We start from the raw sequence: 23,289 nt of genomic DNA on the forward strand, positions 1-23,289 counted from the left end.
TTAATCCTTATCCTTTCCACCAAAAAGTCGTTTAAAAAAGCCTTTTTTTTCCTTTTTTTCTTCTTTTTCTGGTTTTTTGGTTTCATCTTTATCACCACCTCCAAAAAGTCGCTTAAAGAAACCATCGCGTTTTTCAGGATCGCAATCCATCATTTCTTTAATTTCAACAGAAAGAGGTGCAAATCTTGCCTGTGTAATATCATTAAAGTCGGGGTCGTTATTCATTTTCTGCATTAATTTTGCAAAAACCGGTAAAGCCGAATTAGCACCCTGCCCAATATAAGTGTTTCTAAACCCAATTCTGTGATCGTCAGCTCCTACCCAGGTTACGGCTAGAAGATTTGGGGTTATTCCCACAAACCAACCATCTTTGTTATTTTGGGTAGTTCCTGTTTTTCCAGCAATATCGTTTCTTAATCCGTAAGTTGTTCTTAACCTGGTTGCTGTACCTTCATTTACCGTGGCTTTCATCATTTCTATCATGATCTTCCTGTTGGTTTCAGAAAGACTTCTGTTATCAGAAATTTCAGGTTTAAATTCGGCTAAAATATTGCCCTCGCCATCTTCTATTTTAGTGATATAAAAAGCTTTGCTGGTTTTTCCGTTATTTGCAAAAGGAGTGTAAGCTTCGGTTAATTCGGTTAAATTTAAAGAGGCAGTTCCCAGTGCAATAGAGGGCACTCGGGGTAAATCTGATTTAATTCCCATTGCTTTAGCCTGGTTCACAACATTTTCAATACCAGTTTCCATAAGCACTTTAACCGCAATGGTATTCATAGACTTACTTAATGCTTCTTTTAAATTGTAATTCATATGCGGATCTTCTTCTTCGCTACCGGAGTTTGAAGGGGTCCATCCCTTTGCATAAGTGACCTCCCGGGCCGAAAAATATTCACAGGGTTCTATACCGTTTTCTAAAGCCGCGGTGTACACAAAAGGCTTAAACGTAGAGCCTATCTGGCGCTTACTTTGGGAAACATGGTCATACTGAAAATGTTCAAAATTTACCCCGCCAACCCAGGCCTGTACAGCCCCGGTTTGTGGGGTTACCACCAACATTCCCGCATTAAGGAACTTGAGATAATGGGCAACACTATCTCGTGTACTTATATTTTTGGTTTCTGTACCTTCATAACTGAATAATTCAGTTGGATGTTCCTGGGTTAAAACATCCATAATTTCAGTCTCACTACGACCTTCTTTCTCAAGATTTTTCCAGGCTGAAGTTCTTTTTAAAGCATCGTTTACAATTTCACGGTTGGTTAACCATGGCGCTGCGCTTCCCCAGGCATCCTCGTGTTGTTTTTGTAAATTTTGTAAATGTCCTTTTAAGGCTTCTTCAGCTAAAGTTTGCATTTTTACATCCAGGGTAGTGTGCACACTCAAACCGTCCCGGTAAATATTGAATTTCTTTCCGTCTTTATTTTTAAGCGTATCCAGAATTTTACTTACATCTTTTCTAACCTGTTCCCTAAAATATGGCGCAAGCCCTTTATCGTGACTGTAATTTTTATAATTTAATACCAATTCGAGTTGCTTGGCTTCCTGTACTTCTTCTTCAGTTAAATATCCATATTTTCCCATTTGTTCGAGAACCACGTCCCGGCGTAACCGACTTCTTTCAGGAAAAATCCTTGGATTATACGAATGGGAAGCTTTTAAAGTTCCTACCAAAACCGCAGCTTCTTCAAGATTTATTTCTGAAGTATGCTTTCCAAAAAATTTCATAGAAGCACTCTCAATTCCGAAAGTGTTGTCACTAAAAGGAACGGTATTAAAATAGAGCCTGATAATTTCTTCTTTTGAATAAATATCTTCCAGTCTTTTGGCAATAATGGCCTCCTGGAATTTATTTACCACAATCCCTAAAGCACCGTAATCTTTTCTTCCGTAGATATTTTTGGCTAATTGAAGACTAATGGTACTCCCGCCGCCGGCCGAATCATCCTGAAGCAGAATTGATTTAAAAACAACACGTAATAAACTTCGATTATCGATTCCATCATGTTCAAAAAACCGTGCATCTTCGGTAGCCACAAGGGCATTTATTAAATGGGTTGGGAGTTCTTTATAGGTGATAGGTTGCCTATCAAACACATAAAATTTGCCAATAAGATCTCCGTTTTTGGCCAGAACTTCGGTTGCCCTGTTTTGTTTAAGCTCTTTTAATTCGGTAGAGGAAGGGAGTTGGCCCCAGGCTCCAAAATAAATACTTGCAAAAAACAGAAAAAATAGAGCAAAAAGGCTTAGAAGTATTATTAGAGCCCATTTTATTTTGGGAAATTTTTTAATCTTGTTTAGCATAGGAGGTTTAATTGATACAAATAAACAAATACCATACAAACCAAAATTAAATTTTAAAGATATTTTAAGTTTTTTTAAAATTCAGACATTCAGCAATATCCAAATCTTTGAAAATAAAAAGCCGGCTACTTTTTAAGGTGCCGGCTAAGGTTTACTGAGTTCCATAAGGCGAATGTTTTTAAGGTTAACTCATAGGTCTAAGGTTTAAACACCAGGTGTTCCTGGTAAAATTTTCACGGAACTTGTTACGGGGTTTTTTCCCAAAAACCTGGGGCTCTCGCATACTTCCACAGTTTAAATTAATATACTCCTGAATTTTCATTGTGTTAAGTTTAAAGGTAACGGCGTTTAATTTCCCAGTTACTACGATTATTGGACTTACTTTGATTTAAAAATGAACGAAGGTTTACTGAATTTTTCATGATTTCTAATTTTTAGTGATTATTTTAAATAACGTCTTTTACTGGTCCAGGTACTTTTAGAGTTCTTCTTTTCCTGGTTAAAAAATGGTCGGCTAATTGTTTCAAAAGTTTTCATAATTTCTAAAATTTAAAGGTTTATATCTAATAGACTCCATTGAATTTGGTTTGTTACAGTACTATGCTATAAATAGTACTAAATTAACTTACTTTTAACAAATAGGGGGTTTTTAGGGGAAGTTTCGGCCGGTATTTTTTGGTAATTTTAAAATCTGGGTGTTAATAATATTTAATTATGGTGGCAGACTTTAATATTAAACCTATTTTAGAAATCAACTTGGAGCGAGTTATATGAAATTGAATAAAATAGTAATTGGTATTGTGGTAGGGGTGTTCATTCTCGCCGGGTGCATTTTCTGGGCTTTTAAAAATAACAGTTACTTATCTTTTGACGACGATAATAAGACCTATACTATTGAGGAGAAATGGAATTTACCCCCAATCCTGCAGGAAATATCAGGCATAAGCTACCTTGGGAATAACGAGGTTGCCTGCATTCAGGATGAAGATGGGATGATTTTTATTTTCAATATAGAAACCTCAAAAATCACATCCAGGATTTCTTTTGGGGAAAGCGGTGATTATGAAGATATAACAGTAATAGAAGACACGGCTTATGTTGTAAGAAGTGATGGTAAAATTTTTAAAGTAGCCGGTTTTAGGGAAAATAATCCCGAAATAAATACTTATCAAATATCTGGATTAGATAGTAATGGCATTGAAAGCCTGGAATTTGATGCTAAAAATAAGCGCTTATTATTTGCGGTTAAAGAATACAACAATAGAAAAGAAACCAAAGGAATTTATACCTTTAATCTTACTATCCAAAAAGTAAATAAGGAACGACTCTTCACTTTAGACGGGCGCGATGAAATTTACCAAAATCTAAGAGGGGGGAAGTCTTCCCAAATTATTAGACCCTCTTCTATAAGGTTTCATCCAACTACCGGTGAATTATATATTTTAGAAGGAAATCAGCCAAAATTAATCATTCTGGACCAGGATGGAAACGAGGCGAAAATTCATCTTCTTGATCCTGAAACTTTTCCCCAGCCTGAAGGTCTTGCTTTTGATGAGGAAAATAGGCTATATATTTCTAATGAAAGTAGGAGACAACCCGCAAATATTTTGAGAGTTAAACTAAACGATTAAATAAATTCTATGCCCGAATCTATTGAAACTACCTCCGTAAAAAAAAGTAAAGCCCCACTAATTGTTTCTGGAATTATAATAGCTGCTTTGATAGCGGCTTATTTCTTTATTCCCGGGGTAAGGGAATTTTTCTCCAACGCCTGGGAGGTGTTAACCAGTAACGATGAAGAGCGTATCACCCAGTGGGTTTCCCAATTTGGGTGGTTGGGCCCAACAATACTTATCCTGGCTATGGTGGCGCAAATGTTTTTAATCGTGATTCCATCAGTGGCTTTAATGGTAGTTTCAATACTGGCTTATGGGCCTTTTTTTGGAAGTCTAATTATTTTCGCAGCTATTTTTTCGGCTTCAAGCGTAGGATATTTTATAGGTCGTTATTTTGGGCCGGTAATTGTTCAAAAGTTAATAGGCCCAAAAAACGAAAATAAAATTGAGGATTTTATTGATGATTATGGCTTTTGGGCGGTAATCGTTACCAGAATAAATCCTTTTCTTTCTAACGATGCCATTAGCTTTGTGGGAGGAATTCTTAAAATGGGTTACTGGCGTTTTATTGGTGCAACCCTTGTAGGTATTGCCCCGCTCACTATTTTTATTGCAATTATAGGTAAAAGCACCGATGGCCTAAAAACCGGACTTCTCTGGGGATCTATTGTAAGTTTGGTTATTTTTATTTTATACGTGTGGTGGGATAAGAAAAAGCGCAAAAAATAGGAGGGAAGCAGTGGTTTTAAGAAATCGTAAATTATTTATTCGCTTCAAATTAAGTAATTTAATTTCTATCACTTATCTTTGTAGAAGTTTAAGCAGTGTCCTAACCAGGATTCTTTACATTTATTGAAGATTAATGGCATTACAAGCCGGGTTACTACCACAAAAATCTTCAGGAAAAAAATTCAAGCTTACTCACTCAATTACTAATTAAAATTAATTAATGGGCAAATCGCAGCAGACATTCAGTAAAACTGAAAAAGAAAAAAAGAAAATAAAAAAGCGTAAAGAAAAAGAGGCTAAGAAGCAGGAGCGCAAAGAGAACTCTAACAAAGGCGGTAATTTTGAAGATATGATCGCTTATGTAGATGCTGATGGAAATCTTACCGACACTCCACCAGATCCTTCTCAAAAAGTTGAAGTTGAAGCCGAAAGTATAGAAATTGGTGTTCCTAAGAAAGAGGATATGCCAGAAGAAGATCCGCAAAGAAACGGAAAGGTCTCATTTTTTGATCATTCTAAAGGTTTCGGGTTTATTATAGATTCAGAAAACAACGAAAAATATTTTGTTCACGTTACCGGATTAATCGATGAGATTGACGAAAATGACAAGGTAACTTTTGAACTGGAACGAGGAATGAAAGGTATGAACGCTGTTCGCGTTAAGCAACAGTAAACTTTCGAACAAACTTTCGAGGTATTTAGAGTATAAATTATTTAATTTTTATACGCTAGCCATTTAAGTATAAAACCTCAATTATCGAGTAATTCTCAACACCCATAAAAGGTTCAGTAATCTTTAATTATTGCTGAACCTTTCTTTTTTATCTTTCCTAACGGGGGTGTTTCCCCTTAAAGTCTGGTTTAAGGCTTTATTATTTCAATTAACATGCAAACTAAGAATTTACAGGAAATCCTTGACAAATTGGAGATTTCCCAGCTTAATGCTATGCAGCAGGAAGCTTTTAAAACTATTGCCGAAAACCAAAATACGGTGCTACTCTCGCCAACAGGATCGGGAAAAACCCTGGCATTCCTATTACCCTTACTTGAGATATTAGATCCAGACCTGGCAGAAGTGCAGGCTTTGATTTTAGTGCCTTCTCGTGAACTCGCTATTCAAATTGAACAGGTTACCCGCGAAATGGGTGCCGGTTTTAAAGCAAACGCTGTTTACGGCGGCAGAGCTTTTTCTAAAGATAAAATAGAATTGCAACACGCCCCCGCCATTTTAATAGGTACGCCCGGCCGGGTTGCCGATCATTTTAGAAGGGAAACTTTCTCCACCAAAAATATTAAAGCGCTGGTTTTAGATGAATTTGATAAATCTTTAGAAGTAGGTTTTGAAAACGAAATGAAAGAAATTATTGGGGAGCTTACGGGTTTAGATAAACGCATCCTGACTTCAGCAACGCAAAATATTGATATTCCGGGTTTTGTAGGTCTTAAAAATCCGAAGCGAGTAGATTATTTAAAAGGAGAACAGCCATCCCTGGAAATTAAAACCATACAGGTAAATCCAAAAACCAAATTGCAAAGCCTTGTAAAATTACTTTCTGAAAATGCTGAAGGCTCAGGAATTATTTTTTGCAATTTAAAAGATAGTATAGCTGAAGTAAGTGATTTCCTGGGTGAAAATAATATTAAGCACGGAATTTTTTCTGGCGGGATGGAGCAAAAAGACCGGGAAAGATCACTTATTAAATTTAGAAATGGAACGCATCGAATTTTGATCGCTACCGATCTTGCTGCGCGTGGCATAGATGTGCCCGAGATAGATTTTATAATTCATTATCAATTACCCTTTAAGGCTTCAGAGTTTACCCATAGAAATGGGCGTACAGCGAGAATGCACCAGGAGGGAATTGCTTACGTACTTTCAGATAGAAGAACCCTTCCAGATTTTATTAAATCAAATGATTATGTAATTCACAATAAGAAACACAATACCGATGTAGTTGAAAAGACTACCTTGTTTATTTCGGGAGGAAGAAAAGATAAAATTTCAAAAGGAGATATCGCTGGACTTTTCTTAAAGCAGGGGAATCTTAAAAAAGAAGAACTGGGACTTATAGAACTGAAACAGGATTGCGCATTTGTGGCTGTTCCAAATGAAAAAGCTGAAGAACTTATTTCAACGCTTAACAATTCCAGGCTTAAAAAGAAAAAAGTAAGAGTGCGTTATATTTAAATATGGAATCCAAACAACCTAATAATCCGTTACACGGTGTTAAACTTGCCGAAATTTTAGAATTTCTGGTAGCAAAATATGGCTGGGAAGAAATGGGGAAACGCATCAATATTAAATGTTTTACGCAAGATCCCTCTATAAAATCCAGCTTAAAGTTTTTACGAAAAACGCCCTGGGCAAGAACCAAAGTAGAGAATCTATACCTTGAATCGCTTTAAGTACTGAATTTCCCTATTTTTACCATTAATGCGGATATCCGTAAAATTAATTCAATAATTACAGATATCTTTGATATTTCGGTTTTGAGGTAAAATCGGAAATTTCGCTAGATATTTTGATGAGAAGCATTCTACAATGGTTAAGATTTAATGGATTAAAGCTGGTAATAGCTTTAATTGCTGGTTTGGTTACTTACCATTTGCTCAACTGGATGTACCTTTTAAAGTTTTAGAGAAAATAAAGGAAAAGGGTAGGAGAATAACCTATTTATTATCCGATAAAAAGGAGTAGTTTTGCCGCTTATTTAAAATAAGAAAAATGAAGCGTGTAAATCAATATAAAAAGCTCTTTAATGTTGAAAAAGAGATAGACCTTAAAGAACTTAAAACCAGTTACCGAAACCTGGTGAAAGAATGGCATCCCGATAAATTTAGGGAAACCGACGAGAAGCACGCCGAAGCCGAAATTAAGAGCAAAGAGATTATAGATGGCTATCACTTTTTGGTAAGCATTGCGCCACAAACTCGCGAAGCCAACCTTGAAGAATATAACCGCACTATAAACGAAGCCGGAATTGCAGATTACCAGCACAAAGGAAACCTACTGGAAATCTCTTTTACCAACGGTACTACCTACGAATATTTTGGAGTGAACAAGAAGCTTTTTATGAAGTTCATCAGTTCAGACAAACAAGTGAGATTTGCGAAAAGAAATATTTATAGTTCTTTTTTATATAGAAAATCTAAGAAAGATCTTGAGTTGGAAACAGCTTAATTAGATTTTAGGCATAAAAAGAGGCTTCTTGAAAGATCTATTTCCGTCAAGCTGAACTCGTTTTAGCTTCTAATATGAAATTAATTATAATCATGTTAGATTCTGAAACGAGTTCAGGATGACGGGTTAAAAACTTTCAAACAGCCTTCTTTCTTATTCAATTATAGTAAACTACCTCGATAAATTACATCGAGTCTTCAGAATCTTCACCGGAAGATTGAGCAATTACATCCTTAATAGATTGATGCCCTTTTTCAATCCCATCGTGTTCCGATTTGATTTCGTCCTGTTCACTCATAATACGTTCGTGAGTTTTTTGCATTTCGTCAAGTTGCGCTTTTTTCTCATCGGTGCTTAAAGAACCGTATTCTTTATTAAGCTCGTTATGACTTCTAATCATTTCTTCGTGAGAAGCCAGGGTAACCTGGTGGTCTCTAATTTGCCCTTCAAGCTCTGCCAGTTTTTCTAATTGGGTAGAATCTTCCAATTGTTCGAGTCCGCGTAATTCCTGTGATACCTGGTTATGATTGTTCATTAATTCCTGGTGCTTTTGCCTAAGCTCTTCGTGGGTACTCACAATACTATCATTGGCCTTTGTTAATTCCTGTTGTTGCTTTTCCAAATCCTTATTGGCATTATCGTTACAACTTGTAAAACCTATAGCTACAAGGGCTAAAATCATTACAAAATTTCTCATACTCTTAGTTTTTTGGTTTAAGTAATCTAAATTATAAAAAAGGAGAGGAGATAATTTTAATTTGCTGTTAAATAAATGAGGATAATTTATTTGATAAGAGGATGGAGCGGATCTTACTAAAGATTTATTTTTAAACCTGGTTGTATAGAGTGCGATAATTTAAAAGTGTGTATGCCATTTTTGAAAGGGAAGTAGTGGCACCGCTAGCTTTTTTATGGGTGTAGGCTAATGATTACTCAATGGTTAGTATAGTAATAAATTCTTATATTTAGTACTTTAAGTAATCAGTGATGCGGCATTAATAATACATTGAACAAAATTGTTTCTGTAAATTCATTTTGTCTCTAGTACTTATCTAGATGTTTAAGTTTATTAAAATTTAATAAACTGTTTCCAAAACTCACCGTTAAAATATGGATTACCCCTTTTTTTCAGGATTAATACAAAACGTAGCATTGCTTTTGGTTTTCAGTTTTTTATATGCCACAAAGTGGATTGATTCTACCCATTCTAAAAAATTACTCCCCAATGTTTTTGCAGGTATTATTGTTGGGGGCATTGGGGTTCTCCTAATGTTTACGCCCTGGACGTATCAACCAGGACATTATTTTGATCTACGAACAATTTTATTGGCAATAGCCGGCTTATACCTTGGAGCTGTACCCACCATTATTGCCATTTTAATTATAGCAGCTTACCGCTTGTATCTTGGTGGGGATTATGTAATAGCAGGAGTTGGCCTCATTATAATTTCGGGTTTGTTAGGTATTGGGTGGAAATATTTTCAACAAAGGCTAGGGGTCAAAAACAGCATAGTATCTTTATATCTTTTGGGTGTGATAGTGCACGTGTGTATGTTAATTCTGCCCATATTTATACCTATAGAGGGGGCTCTGGCTCTTGTAGAGTTTATGGCTTTGCCTATTTTAATTATATACCCAGTTATCACCGTACTTCTTGGACTGTTAATGAACCGGCAATTAAAAGTTTGGAGAAACCGAAAAGAAAAAGATTGGTTATATGAATCTGAGCAGCGATTTACTAAAATGATGCTGGACATTAATATGGTTTTTATAAATCTTGATATCGACAGCAAGATCATTTTTTGTAATGACTATTTACTTTCAATTACCGGGTATACCGAGGAAGAGCTTATTGGCAAAAACACTGTTGATATTTTTGTGCCTGAAGATGAAAAAGAAACTACGGAAAAAGGTCTTAAAGAATTATTTGAAAATAACAGAAGCCTACATCATTTTGAAAGTAAGATACTCACAAAAGACAATAAAGAACTTTATATCTCCTGGTACAATTCGGTAATTACCGATGACTACGGAAAAATAAAGGGTATAGCCAGTTTAGGAGAGAATATTACAGAGAAAAAAGCCACACTCAATAATCTAAAAGAAGCAAAGGAAAAAGCAGAAGAGAGTAATCGCTTAAAAAGTGTTTTTCTACAAAATATAAGTCACGAAATTCGTACTCCTATTAATGCAATTATGGGTACTATAGACCTATTGAAAGAATCATCGGAGAAAGAGGTTCGTGAAAAGTATTATGAAGTATTACGATTAAGTGGTACGAGATTACTCTCTACTATCAATGATCTAATAGATATTTCCCAGGTGGAAACCCGGCAAATAAAGGTCAATAAATCTAACTTTAATCTTTCTGAAATAATAGCGAATCACCTAAATGTGGCGACGCCTATAGCTGGTAAAAAGAATAACAAAATAGTATGTACCAGCAAATATCTTCATACCAATACCATGCTTTATACCGATAAAAATATGCTTACCAGCATTTTTATCAATTTGTTGAGTAATGCTAATAAGTTTACTGCAGACGGAATTATTGAATTTGGAAGTTTAGATGAACACGGTAATATTGTTTTTTATGTAAAAGATAATGGTATAGGAATTCCGGAAAACCGAATTGGTGTTATTTTCGATCGGTTTGTACAGGCAGATTCGAGTTTAAGTCGCCCACACGAAGGTTCTGGTTTGGGCTTATCAATAGCCAAAGCTTATGCCGAAATGCTTGGGGGTAATATATGGGTAGAATCTGAAGAAGATAAAGGCAGCACCTTCTATTTTAGCATTCCTAAAGATGAAGTCACTACCACAACAACCCATACCAATAAAGAGAATAACGAAATAACCCAGCTACCAAACCATAAGATTTTAATTGCTGAAGATGATAAATTGAATTATTTAATTCTGAAAAAGATCGTCGAAAATATGGGGGTAACCAATATTCTACATGCAGAAAATGGTTTAGAAGCAGTTGAAATGGTTAAAAAAGATACTGAAATCTCTTTGGTGCTCATGGACATAAAAATGCCAAAAATGAGTGGCGAAGAAGCAATTCAAAAAATAAGAATTTTTAATCCAACTATTCCTATTATTGCCCAAACGGCATTCGCCATGCCTAATGACAGGGACAAGTTTATTGAGATTGGGAGTAATGATTATATTCCAAAGCCAATTGATAAAAACGAATTGAAGCGACTTTTGAAAAAATATCTTCCAGCTCACAGTACGATATGACTAATAGATATAAAAAAGAACTATAATTTATATTATGTAAAATAGAATATTTTAGAGCTGAAACTTATCTTTCATTTAGAACCTACTCCTCTTCTTCTAACTCACTTAACCTTCCCTGGTAAGATATAAACGAACGCTGGCTGCTATTCACCCTGGTATTTACATCTCCTTCAGGAAAAATATTTATTGAAAAATCCAGATTCTCAGTATCCTGGTCGGTAGAAAATTTTATTATTTGGGAATTATTCTTTCCGCTGCTAATTTCAAAATCCTGTAACGGGCCGTTATAAATTATGCCGCCTTCATTATTATAACCACCGCCAGAAAAACGTTCACCAAAAAATGGCAGAAATAAATTCACAGAATCTTTTTTAAAGCGTATAAAATTAGTATTTCCTATCAGGTTAATTCTACCACCAGACATCGGGTTGAGCCAATCGTGCTCAATTTCAAATTCCATGCTTTCAATTAAAGCTTTGGTTTCAGCAATTTTAGTAGTATCAGCACTACTACCACAACTTTGCAGTACAATTAGAGCAAAAATAATAGTTAAATATTTGATTTTAAGGTTCATAATCAACTTTATAAGATTCTTAGCTTAAGATACAATCTTTAACTTTTTATTACTCTTAAAAGACTTTTAAATTCGTAGTTCACGAATTTTTCCAAGCTATTTTATTGATAAATATAGTTCTAATTTATCTTCAACTAAAAAATAAGTTTATGCACTTAAAAATATTCTTAAACCTTTGCTAAGAATCACTTAATTGATTTGGGTACTTAGAGAATTATGGGTTTATTGGTACTACTAAAATAAACTTATTTATGGAAGCAATATATCAGTTCGTAAAACTCGATAAAAGCGAATCACTACAGGAGTTCGCTCAAAAAAAATTAGATAAACTGGAGAATAAATATGACTGGATCGTGAAAGCCCAGGTGTATTTTAAAAAGGAAGAAGTCCAGGATCCTAAAGGTTATATTTGTAATATTAAATTGAGTGCTCCCGGGCCTCAAATTTTTGCCGAATCTAACGAAAACTCTTTTGAAGCTGCAACCTCTGAAACTATTAGAGATTTGGAACGGCAGTTATCAAAAAGAAAAGGCCAAATGAAAACACATTCAAACTAAGAATATTTTCAGTTTAATTCATAAAAAACCCTGATGTAACTCACATCAGGGTTTTTTTCGTCCTACAATTGTTTCAGAAACCAGGTAGATAATAATCAGAATATCCAGAAGTGAATTCGGGAATATCAATTTTTATTTTGTTTCGGCTTCTTCAGCATCTTTGGCTTGATCTTCACCAAGTTCGTTTGCTTCAATACGTTCTTTAAACTCATTAATAATTCCACCTTTTAGTAAAATATTAATTTGTCTGTCGCTCATACTGTGTTTTGTTTCAAACTCCAGTTTATCACCATTTGCTTTTCTAACAATTACCTTAATATTATTTCGGTTTATGATATCTTCCCGCAGGTTTCTAAAAATTATTTGATCGTCCTGATCTATTTTTTCATAATCTGCGATGTCTAAAAATTCCAACGGAAGAATACCAAAATTCACCAGGTTTTGCCAGGCAATTCTTGCATAACTATTTGCAATTACCGCTACCTGTCCTAAATATTTTGGGGCAATTGCCGCGTGCTCCCTACTGGAACCTTGCGCATAATTATCTTTAGCAACTACAATATGGCCGCCGTGTTCTCCTTTAGCTTTCATTGCACGATCATAAAAACTTTCGTCAATAACCGTGTAAGAAAATTTACTAATTTCTGGCAGGTTACTTCTAAATGGCAGTACCTCTGCTCCTGCTTTTAAAATTTCATCGGTAGAAATATTATCACCCATTTTCAGCATAACCGGTACGCTGTATTTATCCTGCATAGGCTCAATATATGGGAGCGATTTAATATTTGGACCTTTTTGAAGTTCAACTTTAGAACCATCTTCTGGAGGAGCAACCAGCATATCTTCTTTAATAATCTGAAATTCGGGATATTCAAATTTAGGATACTTCATATTATAAAGCTTTTCCATATCCCTTGGATCGGTAATTTTTCCTGTTAAAGCTGAAGCTGCTGCTGTTTCTGGACTACATAAATGTACCTGGTCATCTTTTGTACCGGAACGATCTGGGAAGTTTCTGGGCATAGTACGCAAACTAATAGTTCCAGATGCCGGTGCCTGTCCCATTCCTATACAACCCATACATCCTGACTGGTGAAAACGCGCTCCTGCCTTGATTAAGTTCGCAAAAGCTCTATTTTCTATCATATTCTGAATAATTTGCCTTGAAGTTGGGTTAATATCAAAAGAAACATCACTACTAACCGATTTATCTTCTACTATAGCACCTGCCACCCAGAAATCTCTTAAACCGGGATTGGCTGAAGAACCAATAACTACCTGGCTAATTGATTTTCCTGCAACCTCCCTCACTGGAACAACATTTCCAGGACTGGTTGGTAAGGCAATTAAGGGAACCAGTTCATCTAAAATTATTTCTTCGTGAAGATCGTATTCACAACCTTCATCGGCTACCAATTCTCTCCAATCATCTTCACGTTCCTGAGATTTTAGAAATCTTTTTGTCTCGTTATCACTTGGGAAAACGGTGGTGGTAGCACCAAGTTCAGCACCCATATTGGCAATCACGTGACGATCCATAGCACTTAAATTCTTAAGTCCGTCGCCATAATATTCTATTACTTTGCCAACTCCGCCTTTTACATCGTGACGGCGAAGCATTTCAAGAATAACATCTTTAGCACTTACCCAGTCTGGTAATTTTCCGGTAAGTTTTACGCCCCAAACTTTTGGCATTTTCACGAAATATGGTTGTCCTGCAATCGCTGCCGCAACGTCAAGTCCACCAGTACCAATGGCCAGCATTCCTAAAGAACCTGCAGCCGGAGTGTGGCTATCTGAACCTACCATAGTTTTACCCGGTTTCCCAAAGCGTTCCATATGTACTGGATGGCTTACACCGTTTCCGGGTCTACTATACCAAAGTCCGAATTTTTGCGCTGCCGAAAGTAAAAACAAGTGGTCATCGGCATTTTTAAAGTCGGTTTGTAGCAGGTTGTGATCTACATATTGCACGGCTACCTCGGTTTGAGCTTTTTCGAGCCCCATAGCTTCAAGCTCTAATTGTACCAGTGTTCCCGTAGCATCCTGCAGTAATGCCTGATCTATTTTTATTCCTATTTCCTTTCCGGGAATCATTTCTCCCTTGAGCAAATGTTCTTTAATTAATTTTTGAGTTACGTTTAATTTAGACATAGTTGGTTATTTTTAAGCTTTAAAATATTACAATTTATAAGAACAAAGGGTGCGTTTAACAATATCTTATATCTTCTACCCTGCCCTAAATACTTAATGTTTAGCGGATATTGAAAACTTTAAACATTAAAAAAGCCACAAATAGAGAAGGTTCTCTTCTTTATTTATGGCTTCAAAAAAAGCTGTTTGAAAAATAGCTGTTGTAATATTCTGAATCTAAGTTGTAAATATTCAACGGGCTACTTTCGAAACAGCTTAATTATATTTTTAACTTCTGCTTAAAGCGTTTAAAATATCGGTTTGCTGACCTTCTTCAATATTGAAACCGGGTTTTCCTTTTCTTGGAAATAAATAGGCAAATTCTTCATCAAAAGCACTCCAGCTTCCTGCCAATCCAAAATCGTCGTTAGATTTATCCATTTTTGGTCTTTTAAAGGTATTTAAATTTGAATTATATGGAGAGCCTTCGGCATCTTCACCCGGGAATAACATTCCATCGTTTACTTCAGAATAAATAACTACTGAAGCGCCACCGTTTCCTGGAAGATCAAAAACTTTTAAACCAAAATCTTTTAAAACTCCTTTGCGTTCTGTTATATCTTTGGTTTTAAAACTGTCTTTAAAATTGTTGCGTGGATGTGCAAAAATTGGTGCGCCACCGGCATCTTCAGAAATTGTCTTTAGATCGGCATAAGCATCTTTTAAAATAGCATCGCAGGTAATTAAAATACCTTTTATTTTATACCCATCGGTTACCAGCTTTTTTATAGCATCTTTAGAAGATTTTTCAACTACATCAATAAGCAGTATATCCTGCCTGTTTATATGTCTAATAGCGTAACCCTGGTTAAAAACGCCATCTTTTTCTTCACCTTTAATAATAAATGTGTCTGGGATTAACTTTAAAAATTTACCGGTTTCACCTTTTTCAACAAATTCGGCACTTTGGCTGTGCAGCACTTCCATCTTATCAACAGTCTTCATAATCAAAATCGTTTTAAATTAGTTGTTTCAAGATACAAATAAGGCTATGTTTTCACAATGCTGAAGTCGGGTTTTAGGACAGATTTAACGAGACAGCGTAAGCTGAAAAATTACCGTGGTGGGAAAGGCTAAACGGAATTTGCAGATTATCACCCCCGTAGCTCACAAATGGTACTCCCTGCTGGTCTTTACTTATGTTAAGGGATTCTAATGGAATTCCTCTCTGCTCAGCAATTTTTTGAAGCAACCTGAGCCTGGAATTTTTATTTTCTGAAATAAGGGAAAACTCAGTGTTTCCGGTAATTGTATGAATCATATTTGGAAAAAGAATAGAATTTATTACAAAAACATCTTCTTTATAGCACACCACTCCCCTTGCCTTATCAGGATTAATTTTAACCTGTTCGCAAACAAATTGCTTCGGATTATAAAAACGCTTCAGCTTATATTTACGCTGAACCGCTTTATAAACCGCCTCTTTCATACTCCAAAGCAACCAGACATTTAATTCAGGATCTTCTGAATTCTGAATAAAAGTTTGTTCTTCTTCCGAAAATAATTTCTGAAGAAAGCCTTCTCTTTGCCAGTTACTTTGAGCCCGAATCAGGTTAAGGTCTATGATATCGTTGCCAATCACGCTGAAGCAAGTTTGCGCTCAATAATATTTTTAGCATCGCCCACAGTGAGCATACCTTCCATAGATTCGTTGTCTATTTCAATATTAAACTCGTCTTCAACATCCAAAATCACATCTACCAGGTTAGCCGAATTTACTTCCAGGTCTTTAATAAAATCGGTTTTTTGGCTAAAATTTTCCAGGCCTTCCTTGCGTTGGGTATAAGGCGTGACGATCTTTTTGATAGCATCCAATATTTCTTTTTCTTTCATTTTTTGTAATAAATAGCTTTATATTTTTTTAAAAATAACTACGGAATTTACATCCCCAAATCCAAAACTGGATTTTGCCAGAATATTAGTTGGTATCTCTAAAGTTTTCCTTGGAATTTTCTCTTCTGAAACCAAATTTGCTATTTCCGGTTTCAGGTCTTCGCAATTCACATTTCCGAAGATAAAATTTTTATCCATCTGTAACACACTTGCAACACATTCTATACTTCCCGAAGCGGCCAGGCAATGCCCGGTCATTCCCTTTAAAGAATTTATATACGGAAAATCACTTCTTTTCAATGCTTTCTTCCAATTCTCAATTTCCAGCGCATCTTTAGTGGTTGCGGTAAGATGCCCATTAATCACGTCGATTTCCTCTGATGAAATGTTAGAAAAATGAATAGCTTCCTTAATACAACGAATAACCGCTTCGCTATTAGCAGCCGTCATACTGCCACCACCCCGCTGGCCACCACTATTTACAGCACCACCTAAAACTTCGGCGTAAATTTTCGCGCCCCGCTCTTTAGCCGATTCGTATTCTTCTAACACCAAGGCCCCTGCTCCACTGCCGGGCACAAGACCTGCTGCCGAGGCGCTCATTGGCCGGGAAGCTTCAGTAGGATTTTTGTTATATTTTGAAGGTAAAATACGCATGGCATCAAAACCGCCCCAAACATAAGGGCCGTGATCGCTGCAGCTTCCAACTAACATTCGCTTTGCTTTTCCGGCAGCAATTCTTTCAAATCCCATTAATAAAGCTTCGGTGCCCGTGGTACAGGCCGAGGAGTTAGTAGTTACCTGATTTCCGCAGCCTAAAATACCGCCTAAATAAGCGCTAATTCCACTGGCCATAGTTTGCATAACGCTGGTACTTCCCAACCTTCTGGTTTTCCCGGCATCTATTAAATGAATCGCTTCCCGAAATTTATCTACACCTAGAATTCCGGTGCCAAAAACAATTCCGCAGTCCCAATCTGGTTGTTCGTTATCTCCAATTTTAAGTCCTGCATCCTGCCAGGCATCGGTTCCGGCAATTACCCCGTACACAATCCCGCTGGAATTAAGTCCGCGTAGTTGTAAAGACGTAAAATATTCAGCTATTTTTTCTTCCGAAAGTTGTGGTTTTCCAGCAATCTGGCAACTAAAGTTTAAACGTTCCAGTTCCTCTTCAAACCTAATCCCACTTGCGCTTTTTCTAATTGCATCTTCAAAATTAGCCAGCCCAACACCATTTGGTGCAACCACACCCATTCCTGTGATGACTACGCGCTTTTTCATTTAAATAAATTTCTAAACAGATTCGTTTTTAATCATTCCGGCAATCTTTCCGCGACAAATTAGCTTATCTTTCTTGCTATACATTCTTACTTCACATTTCAATTTATTAAACCTATAAAACAACTTTTCTGAAACTACTTTTACCGTTTCCCCGGGAAAAACCGGCAAGTAAAAATCTACTTCAGAAGAACTTAAGGCAAGTTTAATATTTTCAGAATTAGTTTTTTCATTTCCCAGCAGGAAAATCCCCAGGCATACCACGCCAATTTGCGCCATACATTCAGTTAAAATAACACCTGGCGTTACCGGATTATTTTTAAAATGCCCTTTATAAAAAAAAGAATCTTCTGGAAATGTATAAATTCCTTCAGCAGATTTCTCATTTACGTTCAACAATTCATCTATAAATAGGAATGGCTTTGAATAAGGTAATTTTTCGAGTATGTTTTTATAATCCAATCGCTGCTTATTTTAAATGTTCCCCACCATTTACCGGAATAATAGTCCCCGTAATCCAACCGGCTTCGTCTTTACTCAATAAATAAACCACATTGGCCACATCATTTGGAACGGTAAGCCTTTTAAACGGATTATGTTTTAGCGCGTGGTTGCGTAAAGTTTCGTTCCCGGGAATCATCTGGAAAGACCGGGTAACCGTAACTCCCGCCTGGATACAATTTGCGCGAATACCGTAAGGAGCAAATTCCAGGGCGATATTTCGGGTTATAGATTCTAAGGCTACTTTTGCTGCAGAAACCGCGGCGTAATTGGCCCAGGCTTTTTTATTGCCTTCACTGGTAAACGATATAATCCTGGCATCTTTTGCAAAAAGATTAGCTTTGAAAATAGCTTTTGTCCAATCGTAAAGGCTAATAGCCATCGCATCTATAGTAATTTGAAAATCTACATTATCTAAAGTAGGTTCATCACCGGTCATAGGTTTTAGGTTTCCCTTTGCAATACTATGTACCAAACTTCTAATTTTGCCTTCTTTTCCTAAGATCTTAGCAATTTCTTCAATTAAATTTGCTCGTTTTTCAGCGTTTGTAGCATCCACATTAAAGCTTTCAAACTTAACATCCTGTTCTCTAATATCTTCAAAAGCTTCTTCTATTTCGGCTATATCGGTTCTTCTATCACGGTGTATTATAATTATATTCATCCCATGATGGGCGAGTTTTCTGGCGGTGGCAAAGCCAAGGCCTGTACTTCCGCCTAAAATAATTGCCCAGTAATTACGATCTTTAAACTCTGTTACCATTCCAATAAAATTCTTTGTGCCGAAAAACCTGGACCAAAACTTAACATTAAGCCTTGCTCGCCCGGTTTTGGCTGATTTTTCATAAATTCTTCTAACACAAACAGCACCGTTGCACTGCTCATGTTCCCGTATTGCTTAAGCACCTCACGGGTTTTATCAATATTCTTTCCTAAGTTACCAAAAAGATCTTCAACTGTTTGTACAATTTTCTTTCCGCCGGGATGAAATATTAAATGGTCTACTTTTTCAATATTTGAGTTGAATTTTTTCAAAAACGGATGAACAATTTCAGGAAAATGGGAAGCTATAGTTTGCGGCACGCTTTCATCTAAAATCATTTTGAGGCCGTGGTTGGTGAGATCAAAACCCATTAAATGGGTGGCTTCATAAAAATGATACATTTCTTCACCCAGAATTTTCGGCCCTGTAGCGTTTTCCTCTGAAGATAGCAATACACAAGCGGCACCATCTCCAAAAATTGCAGCGCTCACCATATTGGCCATCGAGAAATCATCTAACTGAAATGTAGCCGTAGGACTTTCAACTGCAATAACGGCCGCTCGTTTTCCCGGATTTGCCTTAAGAAAATTCGCGGCATACATTATTCCTGAAATTCCTGCCGCGCAGCCCATTTCGGTAACCGGGAGCCGGGTAATATCCTGGCGTAATTTTACTTCATTGATTAGGTAAGCATCTAAGGAAGGAATCATAATCCCGGTGCAACTCACGGTAATTATAAAATCGATTGAATCTGCTTCCCACTTATTATTCTGTAAAGCTTTTTTTAATACATTTTTGCCGAGTTTCTTAACTTCCCGTATATAAATATTGTTTTTATCTTCAAAAGAAGTTGCCGTGAAAACTTCTTCGGGATCCATTATAGAATAGCGTTTATCTACCGCAGCACCTTCAAAAATCTTCAATACTTTTCGTCGATAGCGATCATTTTGGTCCTGAAGCCAGGTTTCTACCAACGGTAAAATATCTTTGGTTTCCCGGGCATACTGCGGTAATTCTTTTTCTACGCCTGTAATTTTTACACTCATATTTTATCTTTCTGAATAATCCATTGGTAGCGAAATGCCCACTTCCAGCTAATTTGATGATTGGTTTGCGGAATTTTCCCGGCAAAATCTTTTAATTCTTCTTTTTTAAATCCTCTTAAGATAGATGTCAACCCATCTTTTCGCGCAATCTCGTTGTTGATAAAAACTGCGCAAAAAACCTGAAATAACCTATACGCAAGTTTGGAGCGATGTAAATCGTTAATCACCACACCCAGCCTGGATTGTTGATTAAAAAGGTTTAGTAAAGCTGAAATTTCACCGGTTTTAAAATGATGTAGTGTTAAGGTACACAAGATTATGTCGCTATAAAAATTTTTAAATTCCAGGCTAAAAATATCTATAGATTTAAAATCAATTTCGGGATAGTCTATAGACATTTCTTCAGCAATTTTGATGGCATAGCTATTGGCATCAATGCCGGTAAGTTTAAATTTATAGCCGTTCTTCCTTCCCCATCTCGCGATTTCCCGAAGTACAGCACCATTGCCGCAACCCACATCAGCAATGTGGATTTCTTTCGTTTTCGAATGGTTTTGTACAATATTTTTTACTCCTTCTAAGGTGATTTTATTCCCACCCAACCATTTGTTTATGTTATCCAGGTCACGTAAGGTTTTGTCCAGTTCTTTTCCCTGGAGGTCAAAATCGTCCATAATTTCAACCGCGTTTGTTCTTTTTGAGGTATCTATGCTCATACTATGGGTTGCCCGTGGGTTTTACTAATGATTTTCTCTAACAGGTACGGAAATTTTTTAACGAGCTGCTGTGAAGTTGAAGCTAAAAATGGATTGATCAATATTTTCTGAAGGATTCGTCCAGTCTTTAATCGGATTTCGAAATGCGTATTCCAGTTTTGTCGGTATTGATTTTCCAGGTTTTTGCGGTCTAAATTATTTCCGTGGAAATTATTTAAAACAGCTTCTGAAGCGATTTTTCCAGAATGAATAGCCATAGCCATCCCATTACCACAAAGCGGGTGAATTAAGCCCGTAGCGTCACCCAGCATCAAAATATGATTGTTGATCAGGGATTTTTTATGAAAAGAGATCTGAGCAATACTCAGGTCTTTTTCAAATAGAGGTTTAGCTTTTTTAAAGAAACCTTTTAAATAAGCATTCTGAAATAAAACTTTTTCCTTGAATTCTTCGGTATTCCTGTATTTTTTGAAGCTTTTATACGAAACCATATAACAGGCGTTTACTGCGCCGGTTTCAGTTTTTGATAATCCGCAGTAGCCGCCTTCAAAATTGTGTAGCGCCACTAAATCTGGAGGAAATTCTGGCTTTTCATAATGTGATTTTATAGCGAGCCAGGAAGATTTCTCCTGGATAAATTCCCGTCCCAGGCTTTTATCGAGATTAGATCTTTTTCCAAAAGCACCTAATACTATAGGGGTTTTTAGTTGTTTTCCTGAAGAAAGTTTCAGTGTAAATTCATCATTTTCAAAATTTATATTTTCAACTGATTCAATTAGAGTTTCTGCTCCATTTTCTTCAGCTTTTTTAAAAAGAAAATCATCTAAAGCATAACGGCTTAAGCCCATTCCGCCCAGGTTTAAAGAAGTTTCTATCGATTTTGCATTCTGGGTACTGTAAAGGAGTTTATGAATTTTTACCGGGTTTAAATCTTTTTCGAGATCTATATCCAGGGAATGGAGATAAGGAATTACTTCGTTAGAAAGGTATTCCCCACAGACTTTATGTCTGGGATATGCTTTTTTCTCTATAAGCAAGACACGTTTTCCTGCCCGGGAAAGATGAATGGCAGCAGTTAATCCCGCCAGGCCTGCACCTACTATAATTACTTGAAAATCTGCCATTGGTTGAAGATAAATAAATACATAAAAAAATCCCGGAAATTTCCGGGATTTAATATTTGTTTGAAGAAATAGAACCTAGTTCTTCTGTTCAGCCTGTTTCCTGGCTTCTTCTTTTAATTCTTCGTTTGCAACAATTGCAAGCTCTACCCTACGGTTTTTAGCACGACCTTCTGCAGTTTCGTTATCATATTTAGGCTGGGCTTCGCCATACCATTTAGTATCAAATCTTCCGCTGCTAAGACCCTGGCTGGTTAAATAATTAGTCACAGCCTGTGCTCTGTTTTTAGAAAGTGTAAGGTTATAGGATTCACTACCGGTATCATCTGTATGTCCCTCTACAAGAATATTAGAATCTGGATATTCTTTAAAAATATCGGCCAGTTTATTTAAAGTAGCCTGGGATTTAGAGTTGATATTATATTTTTCAGTATCAAAATATACCCCGCTGCTTTCATCAAAAGTCACGTTAATTCCTTCGCCAACTCTTTCAACTTCAGCACCTGGAATTTCCTGTTCAATTTCCTTGGCTTGCTCGTCCATACGGTTACCAATAATTGCTCCGGCTGCTCCACCTACAACTCCGCCAATAATGGCGCCAAGCGCAGTATTTCCGTCTCCGGTATTGTTTCCAACAACACCACCAATTACGGCTCCACCGGCAGATCCAATTACAGCTCCTTTTTGTTTATTATTCGCATTCTTAGTGGCTTCACAACTAAAAAGAAGTGTGGCAGCAAAAAGAATGGCAAACATTCTGTTTATAGTAGTTTTCATAGTAAATTAATTTAATTAAAGTTTAGAAAAATTCATTCTTATCACAAATGGAGAACCTTCAAGCATTACAGATTGTTCCCATACCATTTGTGTTTCAGAAAGTGATCTTAAATTCATTCGGAAACCTTGATTTCCCGTTGTAGAGTTATAATCTTCATCGGTTGGTTTCAATAGAAAATCGAAAATTCCTTCCGGAGTATTTTCTTCATCTATAGACCAAACAAAATACCGCTGCCCTGCACTGCAATTAGGTCCCTGTACAGTATATGCGCCCCTGTTATTATTAGAGACAAAATTCCACGTACTGTTTTCAAAACAGGAGGCATTGGCATCATTTAGTAGGGTAACATCAAACTCACCAGAACTATTTGGGTAAGTTACACTGGTAAGCGTCCAGTTTCCATTAAAGGTTTTTCTGGCTTCTTTGGCGGTTTTGCTGGGTCCGCAAGCGGCAAGTAGTACCGCTACAAAGCCAAGTATAAATATTTTTTTCATTAGTTAGTTGTTTGGGTTATACATAAAAATCCAATGCTTGCCGATTGGTACCTGGCGCAATACATTGGATTTTATTCTTTATTTATTTGTTTTTATCTTCTAAATAATCTGCTCACTAAAGAAATTACTAATAGTACCAGGAAAATGTAAAAGATTATTTTAGCAATGTCTGCAAAACCTTCGGCGATTCCACCAAAGCCGAAAATAGCAGCTACCAAAGCAATGATTAAGAAAATAACGATTAAACGTATCATAATAAAAGATTTTTGATTAGTTGTAATCTAAATTACGGTAGGTGTTGAACGGAGACAAAAGATTATTAATACTTTAACAGCAGAACTGTTAAGGAATCTTAAAAT

General features: G+C 36.4%; 24 protein-coding genes. 8 read left to right on the forward strand and 16 right to left on the reverse strand.

What is annotated here, in order from left to right; genetic code table 11:
- Complete coding sequence (locus AO058_RS12210; protein WP_075326831.1) at window positions 1-2,304, reverse strand: transglycosylase domain-containing protein; 2,304 nt, start codon at window positions 2,302-2,304, stop codon at window positions 1-3.
- Between the two features lie 770 nt (window positions 2,305-3,074).
- On the opposite strand from AO058_RS12210, the gene AO058_RS12215 reads away from it, so the two are divergent.
- From AO058_RS12215 to AO058_RS12240, 6 genes are all read left to right on the forward strand, one after another.
- Complete coding sequence (locus tag AO058_RS12215) at window positions 3,075-3,935, forward strand: SdiA-regulated domain-containing protein (protein WP_075326832.1); 861 nt, start codon at window positions 3,075-3,077, stop codon at window positions 3,933-3,935.
- A gap of 9 nt (window positions 3,936-3,944) precedes the next feature.
- Window positions 3,945-4,649, forward strand: coding sequence for a TVP38/TMEM64 family protein (locus AO058_RS12220; RefSeq protein ID WP_075326833.1), 705 nt, complete (start codon window positions 3,945-3,947; stop codon window positions 4,647-4,649).
- A 220-nt stretch (window positions 4,650-4,869) separates the two neighbouring features.
- On the forward strand, window positions 4,870-5,322 hold the full coding sequence (locus AO058_RS12225) for a cold-shock protein (protein WP_037321592.1): 453 nt from the start codon (window positions 4,870-4,872) through the stop codon (window positions 5,320-5,322).
- 213 nt (window positions 5,323-5,535) lie between these two features.
- Entirely contained in the window at window positions 5,536-6,837 is a 1,302-nt protein-coding gene (locus tag AO058_RS12230) for a DEAD/DEAH box helicase (protein ID WP_075326834.1), read from the forward strand.
- Between the two features lie 2 nt (window positions 6,838-6,839).
- Complete coding sequence (locus AO058_RS12235; RefSeq protein WP_075326835.1) at window positions 6,840-7,055, forward strand: VF530 family DNA-binding protein; 216 nt, start codon at window positions 6,840-6,842, stop codon at window positions 7,053-7,055.
- A 319-nt stretch (window positions 7,056-7,374) separates the two neighbouring features.
- Window positions 7,375-7,830, forward strand: a complete 456-nt coding sequence (locus AO058_RS12240; protein WP_075326836.1) for a KTSC domain-containing protein — start codon at window positions 7,375-7,377, stop codon at window positions 7,828-7,830.
- A gap of 184 nt (window positions 7,831-8,014) precedes the next feature.
- Here the strand turns inward: AO058_RS12240 and AO058_RS12245 are convergent, their stop codons facing one another.
- Window positions 8,015-8,527 (reverse strand): hypothetical protein, encoded by a 513-nt coding sequence (locus AO058_RS12245; protein WP_075326837.1) that lies wholly within the window; start codon window positions 8,525-8,527, stop codon window positions 8,015-8,017.
- A 413-nt stretch (window positions 8,528-8,940) separates the two neighbouring features.
- Between AO058_RS12245 and AO058_RS12250 the strand changes: the two genes are divergently transcribed.
- Entirely contained in the window at window positions 8,941-11,076 is a 2,136-nt protein-coding gene (locus AO058_RS12250; RefSeq protein ID WP_075326838.1) for a LytS/YhcK type 5TM receptor domain-containing protein, read from the forward strand.
- 82 nt (window positions 11,077-11,158) lie between these two features.
- Here the strand turns inward: AO058_RS12250 and AO058_RS12255 are convergent, their stop codons facing one another.
- A complete protein-coding gene (locus tag AO058_RS12255; RefSeq protein WP_075326839.1) occupies window positions 11,159-11,650 on the reverse strand; it encodes a DUF4251 domain-containing protein in 492 nt (163 codons plus the stop codon).
- Window positions 11,651-11,901: 251 nt separating this feature from the next.
- Between AO058_RS12255 and hpf the strand changes: the two genes are divergently transcribed.
- A complete protein-coding gene (gene hpf / locus AO058_RS12260; RefSeq protein WP_075326840.1) occupies window positions 11,902-12,207 on the forward strand; it encodes a ribosome hibernation-promoting factor, HPF/YfiA family in 306 nt (101 codons plus the stop codon).
- A gap of 132 nt (window positions 12,208-12,339) precedes the next feature.
- Here hpf and AO058_RS12265 read toward each other — a convergent pair whose 3' ends face one another.
- From AO058_RS12265 to AO058_RS12325, 13 genes are all read right to left on the reverse strand, one after another.
- A complete protein-coding gene (locus AO058_RS12265; RefSeq protein WP_075326841.1) occupies window positions 12,340-14,361 on the reverse strand; it encodes an aconitate hydratase in 2,022 nt (673 codons plus the stop codon).
- A gap of 267 nt (window positions 14,362-14,628) precedes the next feature.
- Window positions 14,629-15,345 carry a hypothetical protein gene (locus AO058_RS12270; RefSeq protein WP_075326842.1) on the reverse strand — a complete coding sequence of 239 codons (717 nt, stop codon included), beginning with the start codon at window positions 15,343-15,345 and terminating at the stop codon, window positions 14,629-14,631.
- A gap of 73 nt (window positions 15,346-15,418) precedes the next feature.
- Window positions 15,419-15,982, reverse strand: coding sequence for a 4'-phosphopantetheinyl transferase family protein (locus tag AO058_RS12275; RefSeq protein ID WP_075326843.1), 564 nt, complete (start codon window positions 15,980-15,982; stop codon window positions 15,419-15,421).
- On the reverse strand, window positions 15,979-16,233 hold the full coding sequence (locus AO058_RS12280; protein WP_075326844.1) for a phosphopantetheine-binding protein: 255 nt from the start codon (window positions 16,231-16,233) through the stop codon (window positions 15,979-15,981). The genes AO058_RS12275 and AO058_RS12280 overlap by 4 nt, the downstream gene beginning before the upstream one ends.
- A gap of 18 nt (window positions 16,234-16,251) precedes the next feature.
- The gene (locus tag AO058_RS12285) at window positions 16,252-17,514 is read right to left on the reverse strand and encodes a beta-ketoacyl-[acyl-carrier-protein] synthase family protein (RefSeq protein WP_075326845.1); all 1,263 of its coding nucleotides are present in this window, start codon (window positions 17,512-17,514) and stop codon (window positions 16,252-16,254) included.
- 12 nt (window positions 17,515-17,526) lie between these two features.
- Window positions 17,527-17,973 carry a 3-hydroxyacyl-ACP dehydratase FabZ family protein gene (locus AO058_RS12290; protein WP_075326846.1) on the reverse strand — a complete coding sequence of 149 codons (447 nt, stop codon included), beginning with the start codon at window positions 17,971-17,973 and terminating at the stop codon, window positions 17,527-17,529.
- 7 nt (window positions 17,974-17,980) lie between these two features.
- Window positions 17,981-18,775, reverse strand: a complete 795-nt coding sequence (locus AO058_RS12295) for an enoyl-ACP reductase FabI (protein ID WP_075326847.1) — start codon at window positions 18,773-18,775, stop codon at window positions 17,981-17,983.
- Window positions 18,769-19,821, reverse strand: coding sequence for a type III polyketide synthase (locus AO058_RS12300; RefSeq protein WP_075326848.1), 1,053 nt, complete (start codon window positions 19,819-19,821; stop codon window positions 18,769-18,771). The genes AO058_RS12295 and AO058_RS12300 overlap by 7 nt, the downstream gene beginning before the upstream one ends.
- Window positions 19,818-20,537 carry a methyltransferase domain-containing protein gene (locus AO058_RS12305; protein WP_075326849.1) on the reverse strand — a complete coding sequence of 240 codons (720 nt, stop codon included), beginning with the start codon at window positions 20,535-20,537 and terminating at the stop codon, window positions 19,818-19,820. Before AO058_RS12305 ends, AO058_RS12300 begins: the two co-directional genes overlap by 4 nt.
- Window positions 20,534-21,661, reverse strand: coding sequence for an NAD(P)/FAD-dependent oxidoreductase (locus AO058_RS12310; RefSeq protein WP_075326850.1), 1,128 nt, complete (start codon window positions 21,659-21,661; stop codon window positions 20,534-20,536). Before AO058_RS12310 ends, AO058_RS12305 begins: the two co-directional genes overlap by 4 nt.
- A 75-nt stretch (window positions 21,662-21,736) precedes the next feature.
- Window positions 21,737-22,435 carry an OmpA family protein gene (locus AO058_RS12315; RefSeq protein ID WP_075326851.1) on the reverse strand — a complete coding sequence of 233 codons (699 nt, stop codon included), beginning with the start codon at window positions 22,433-22,435 and terminating at the stop codon, window positions 21,737-21,739.
- Window positions 22,436-22,450: 15 nt separating this feature from the next.
- Complete coding sequence (locus AO058_RS12320) at window positions 22,451-22,930, reverse strand: lipocalin family protein (RefSeq protein ID WP_075326852.1); 480 nt, start codon at window positions 22,928-22,930, stop codon at window positions 22,451-22,453.
- Window positions 22,931-23,022: 92 nt separating this feature from the next.
- On the reverse strand, window positions 23,023-23,184 hold the full coding sequence (locus AO058_RS12325) for a DUF1328 domain-containing protein (RefSeq protein ID WP_070055250.1): 162 nt from the start codon (window positions 23,182-23,184) through the stop codon (window positions 23,023-23,025).
- Between the last annotated feature and the right edge of the window lie 105 nt (window positions 23,185-23,289).

Source organism: Salegentibacter sp. T436, assembly GCF_001932675.1.
Classification (GTDB): domain Bacteria; phylum Bacteroidota; class Bacteroidia; order Flavobacteriales; family Flavobacteriaceae; genus Salegentibacter; species Salegentibacter agarivorans.

Coding starts and splice junctions, on each gene's coding strand:
- AO058_RS12295 (WP_075326847.1), bottom strand. CDS start 18,775: ATGGTAACAGAGTTTAAAGATCGTAATTACTGGGCAATTATTTTAGGC.
- AO058_RS12220 (WP_075326833.1), top strand. CDS start 3,945: ATGCCCGAATCTATTGAAACTACCTCCGTAAAAAAAAGTAAAGCCCCA.
- AO058_RS12315 (WP_075326851.1), bottom strand. CDS start 22,435: ATGAAAACTACTATAAACAGAATGTTTGCCATTCTTTTTGCTGCCACA.
- hpf (WP_075326840.1), top strand. CDS start 11,902: ATGGAAGCAATATATCAGTTCGTAAAACTCGATAAAAGCGAATCACTA.
- AO058_RS12300 (WP_075326848.1), bottom strand. CDS start 19,821: ATGAGTGTAAAAATTACAGGCGTAGAAAAAGAATTACCGCAGTATGCC.
- AO058_RS12270 (WP_075326842.1), bottom strand. CDS start 15,345: ATGAAGACTGTTGATAAGATGGAAGTGCTGCACAGCCAAAGTGCCGAA.
- AO058_RS12320 (WP_075326852.1), bottom strand. CDS start 22,930: ATGAAAAAAATATTTATACTTGGCTTTGTAGCGGTACTACTTGCCGCT.
- AO058_RS12235 (WP_075326835.1), top strand. CDS start 6,840: ATGGAATCCAAACAACCTAATAATCCGTTACACGGTGTTAAACTTGCC.
- AO058_RS12285 (WP_075326845.1), bottom strand. CDS start 17,514: ATGAAAAAGCGCGTAGTCATCACAGGAATGGGTGTGGTTGCACCAAAT.
- AO058_RS12310 (WP_075326850.1), bottom strand. CDS start 21,661: ATGGCAGATTTTCAAGTAATTATAGTAGGTGCAGGCCTGGCGGGATTA.
- AO058_RS12305 (WP_075326849.1), bottom strand. CDS start 20,537: ATGAGCATAGATACCTCAAAAAGAACAAACGCGGTTGAAATTATGGAC.
- AO058_RS12325 (WP_070055250.1), bottom strand. CDS start 23,184: ATGATACGTTTAATCGTTATTTTCTTAATCATTGCTTTGGTAGCTGCT.
- AO058_RS12255 (WP_075326839.1), bottom strand. CDS start 11,650: ATGAACCTTAAAATCAAATATTTAACTATTATTTTTGCTCTAATTGTA.
- AO058_RS12280 (WP_075326844.1), bottom strand. CDS start 16,233: ATGAAAGAAAAAGAAATATTGGATGCTATCAAAAAGATCGTCACGCCT.
- AO058_RS12250 (WP_075326838.1), top strand. CDS start 8,941: ATGGATTACCCCTTTTTTTCAGGATTAATACAAAACGTAGCATTGCTT.
- AO058_RS12240 (WP_075326836.1), top strand. CDS start 7,375: ATGAAGCGTGTAAATCAATATAAAAAGCTCTTTAATGTTGAAAAAGAG.
- AO058_RS12215 (WP_075326832.1), top strand. CDS start 3,075: ATGAAATTGAATAAAATAGTAATTGGTATTGTGGTAGGGGTGTTCATT.
- AO058_RS12210 (WP_075326831.1), bottom strand. CDS start 2,304: ATGCTAAACAAGATTAAAAAATTTCCCAAAATAAAATGGGCTCTAATA.
- AO058_RS12230 (WP_075326834.1), top strand. CDS start 5,536: ATGCAAACTAAGAATTTACAGGAAATCCTTGACAAATTGGAGATTTCC.
- AO058_RS12245 (WP_075326837.1), bottom strand. CDS start 8,527: ATGAGAAATTTTGTAATGATTTTAGCCCTTGTAGCTATAGGTTTTACA.
- AO058_RS12265 (WP_075326841.1), bottom strand. CDS start 14,361: ATGTCTAAATTAAACGTAACTCAAAAATTAATTAAAGAACATTTGCTC.
- AO058_RS12225 (WP_037321592.1), top strand. CDS start 4,870: ATGGGCAAATCGCAGCAGACATTCAGTAAAACTGAAAAAGAAAAAAAG.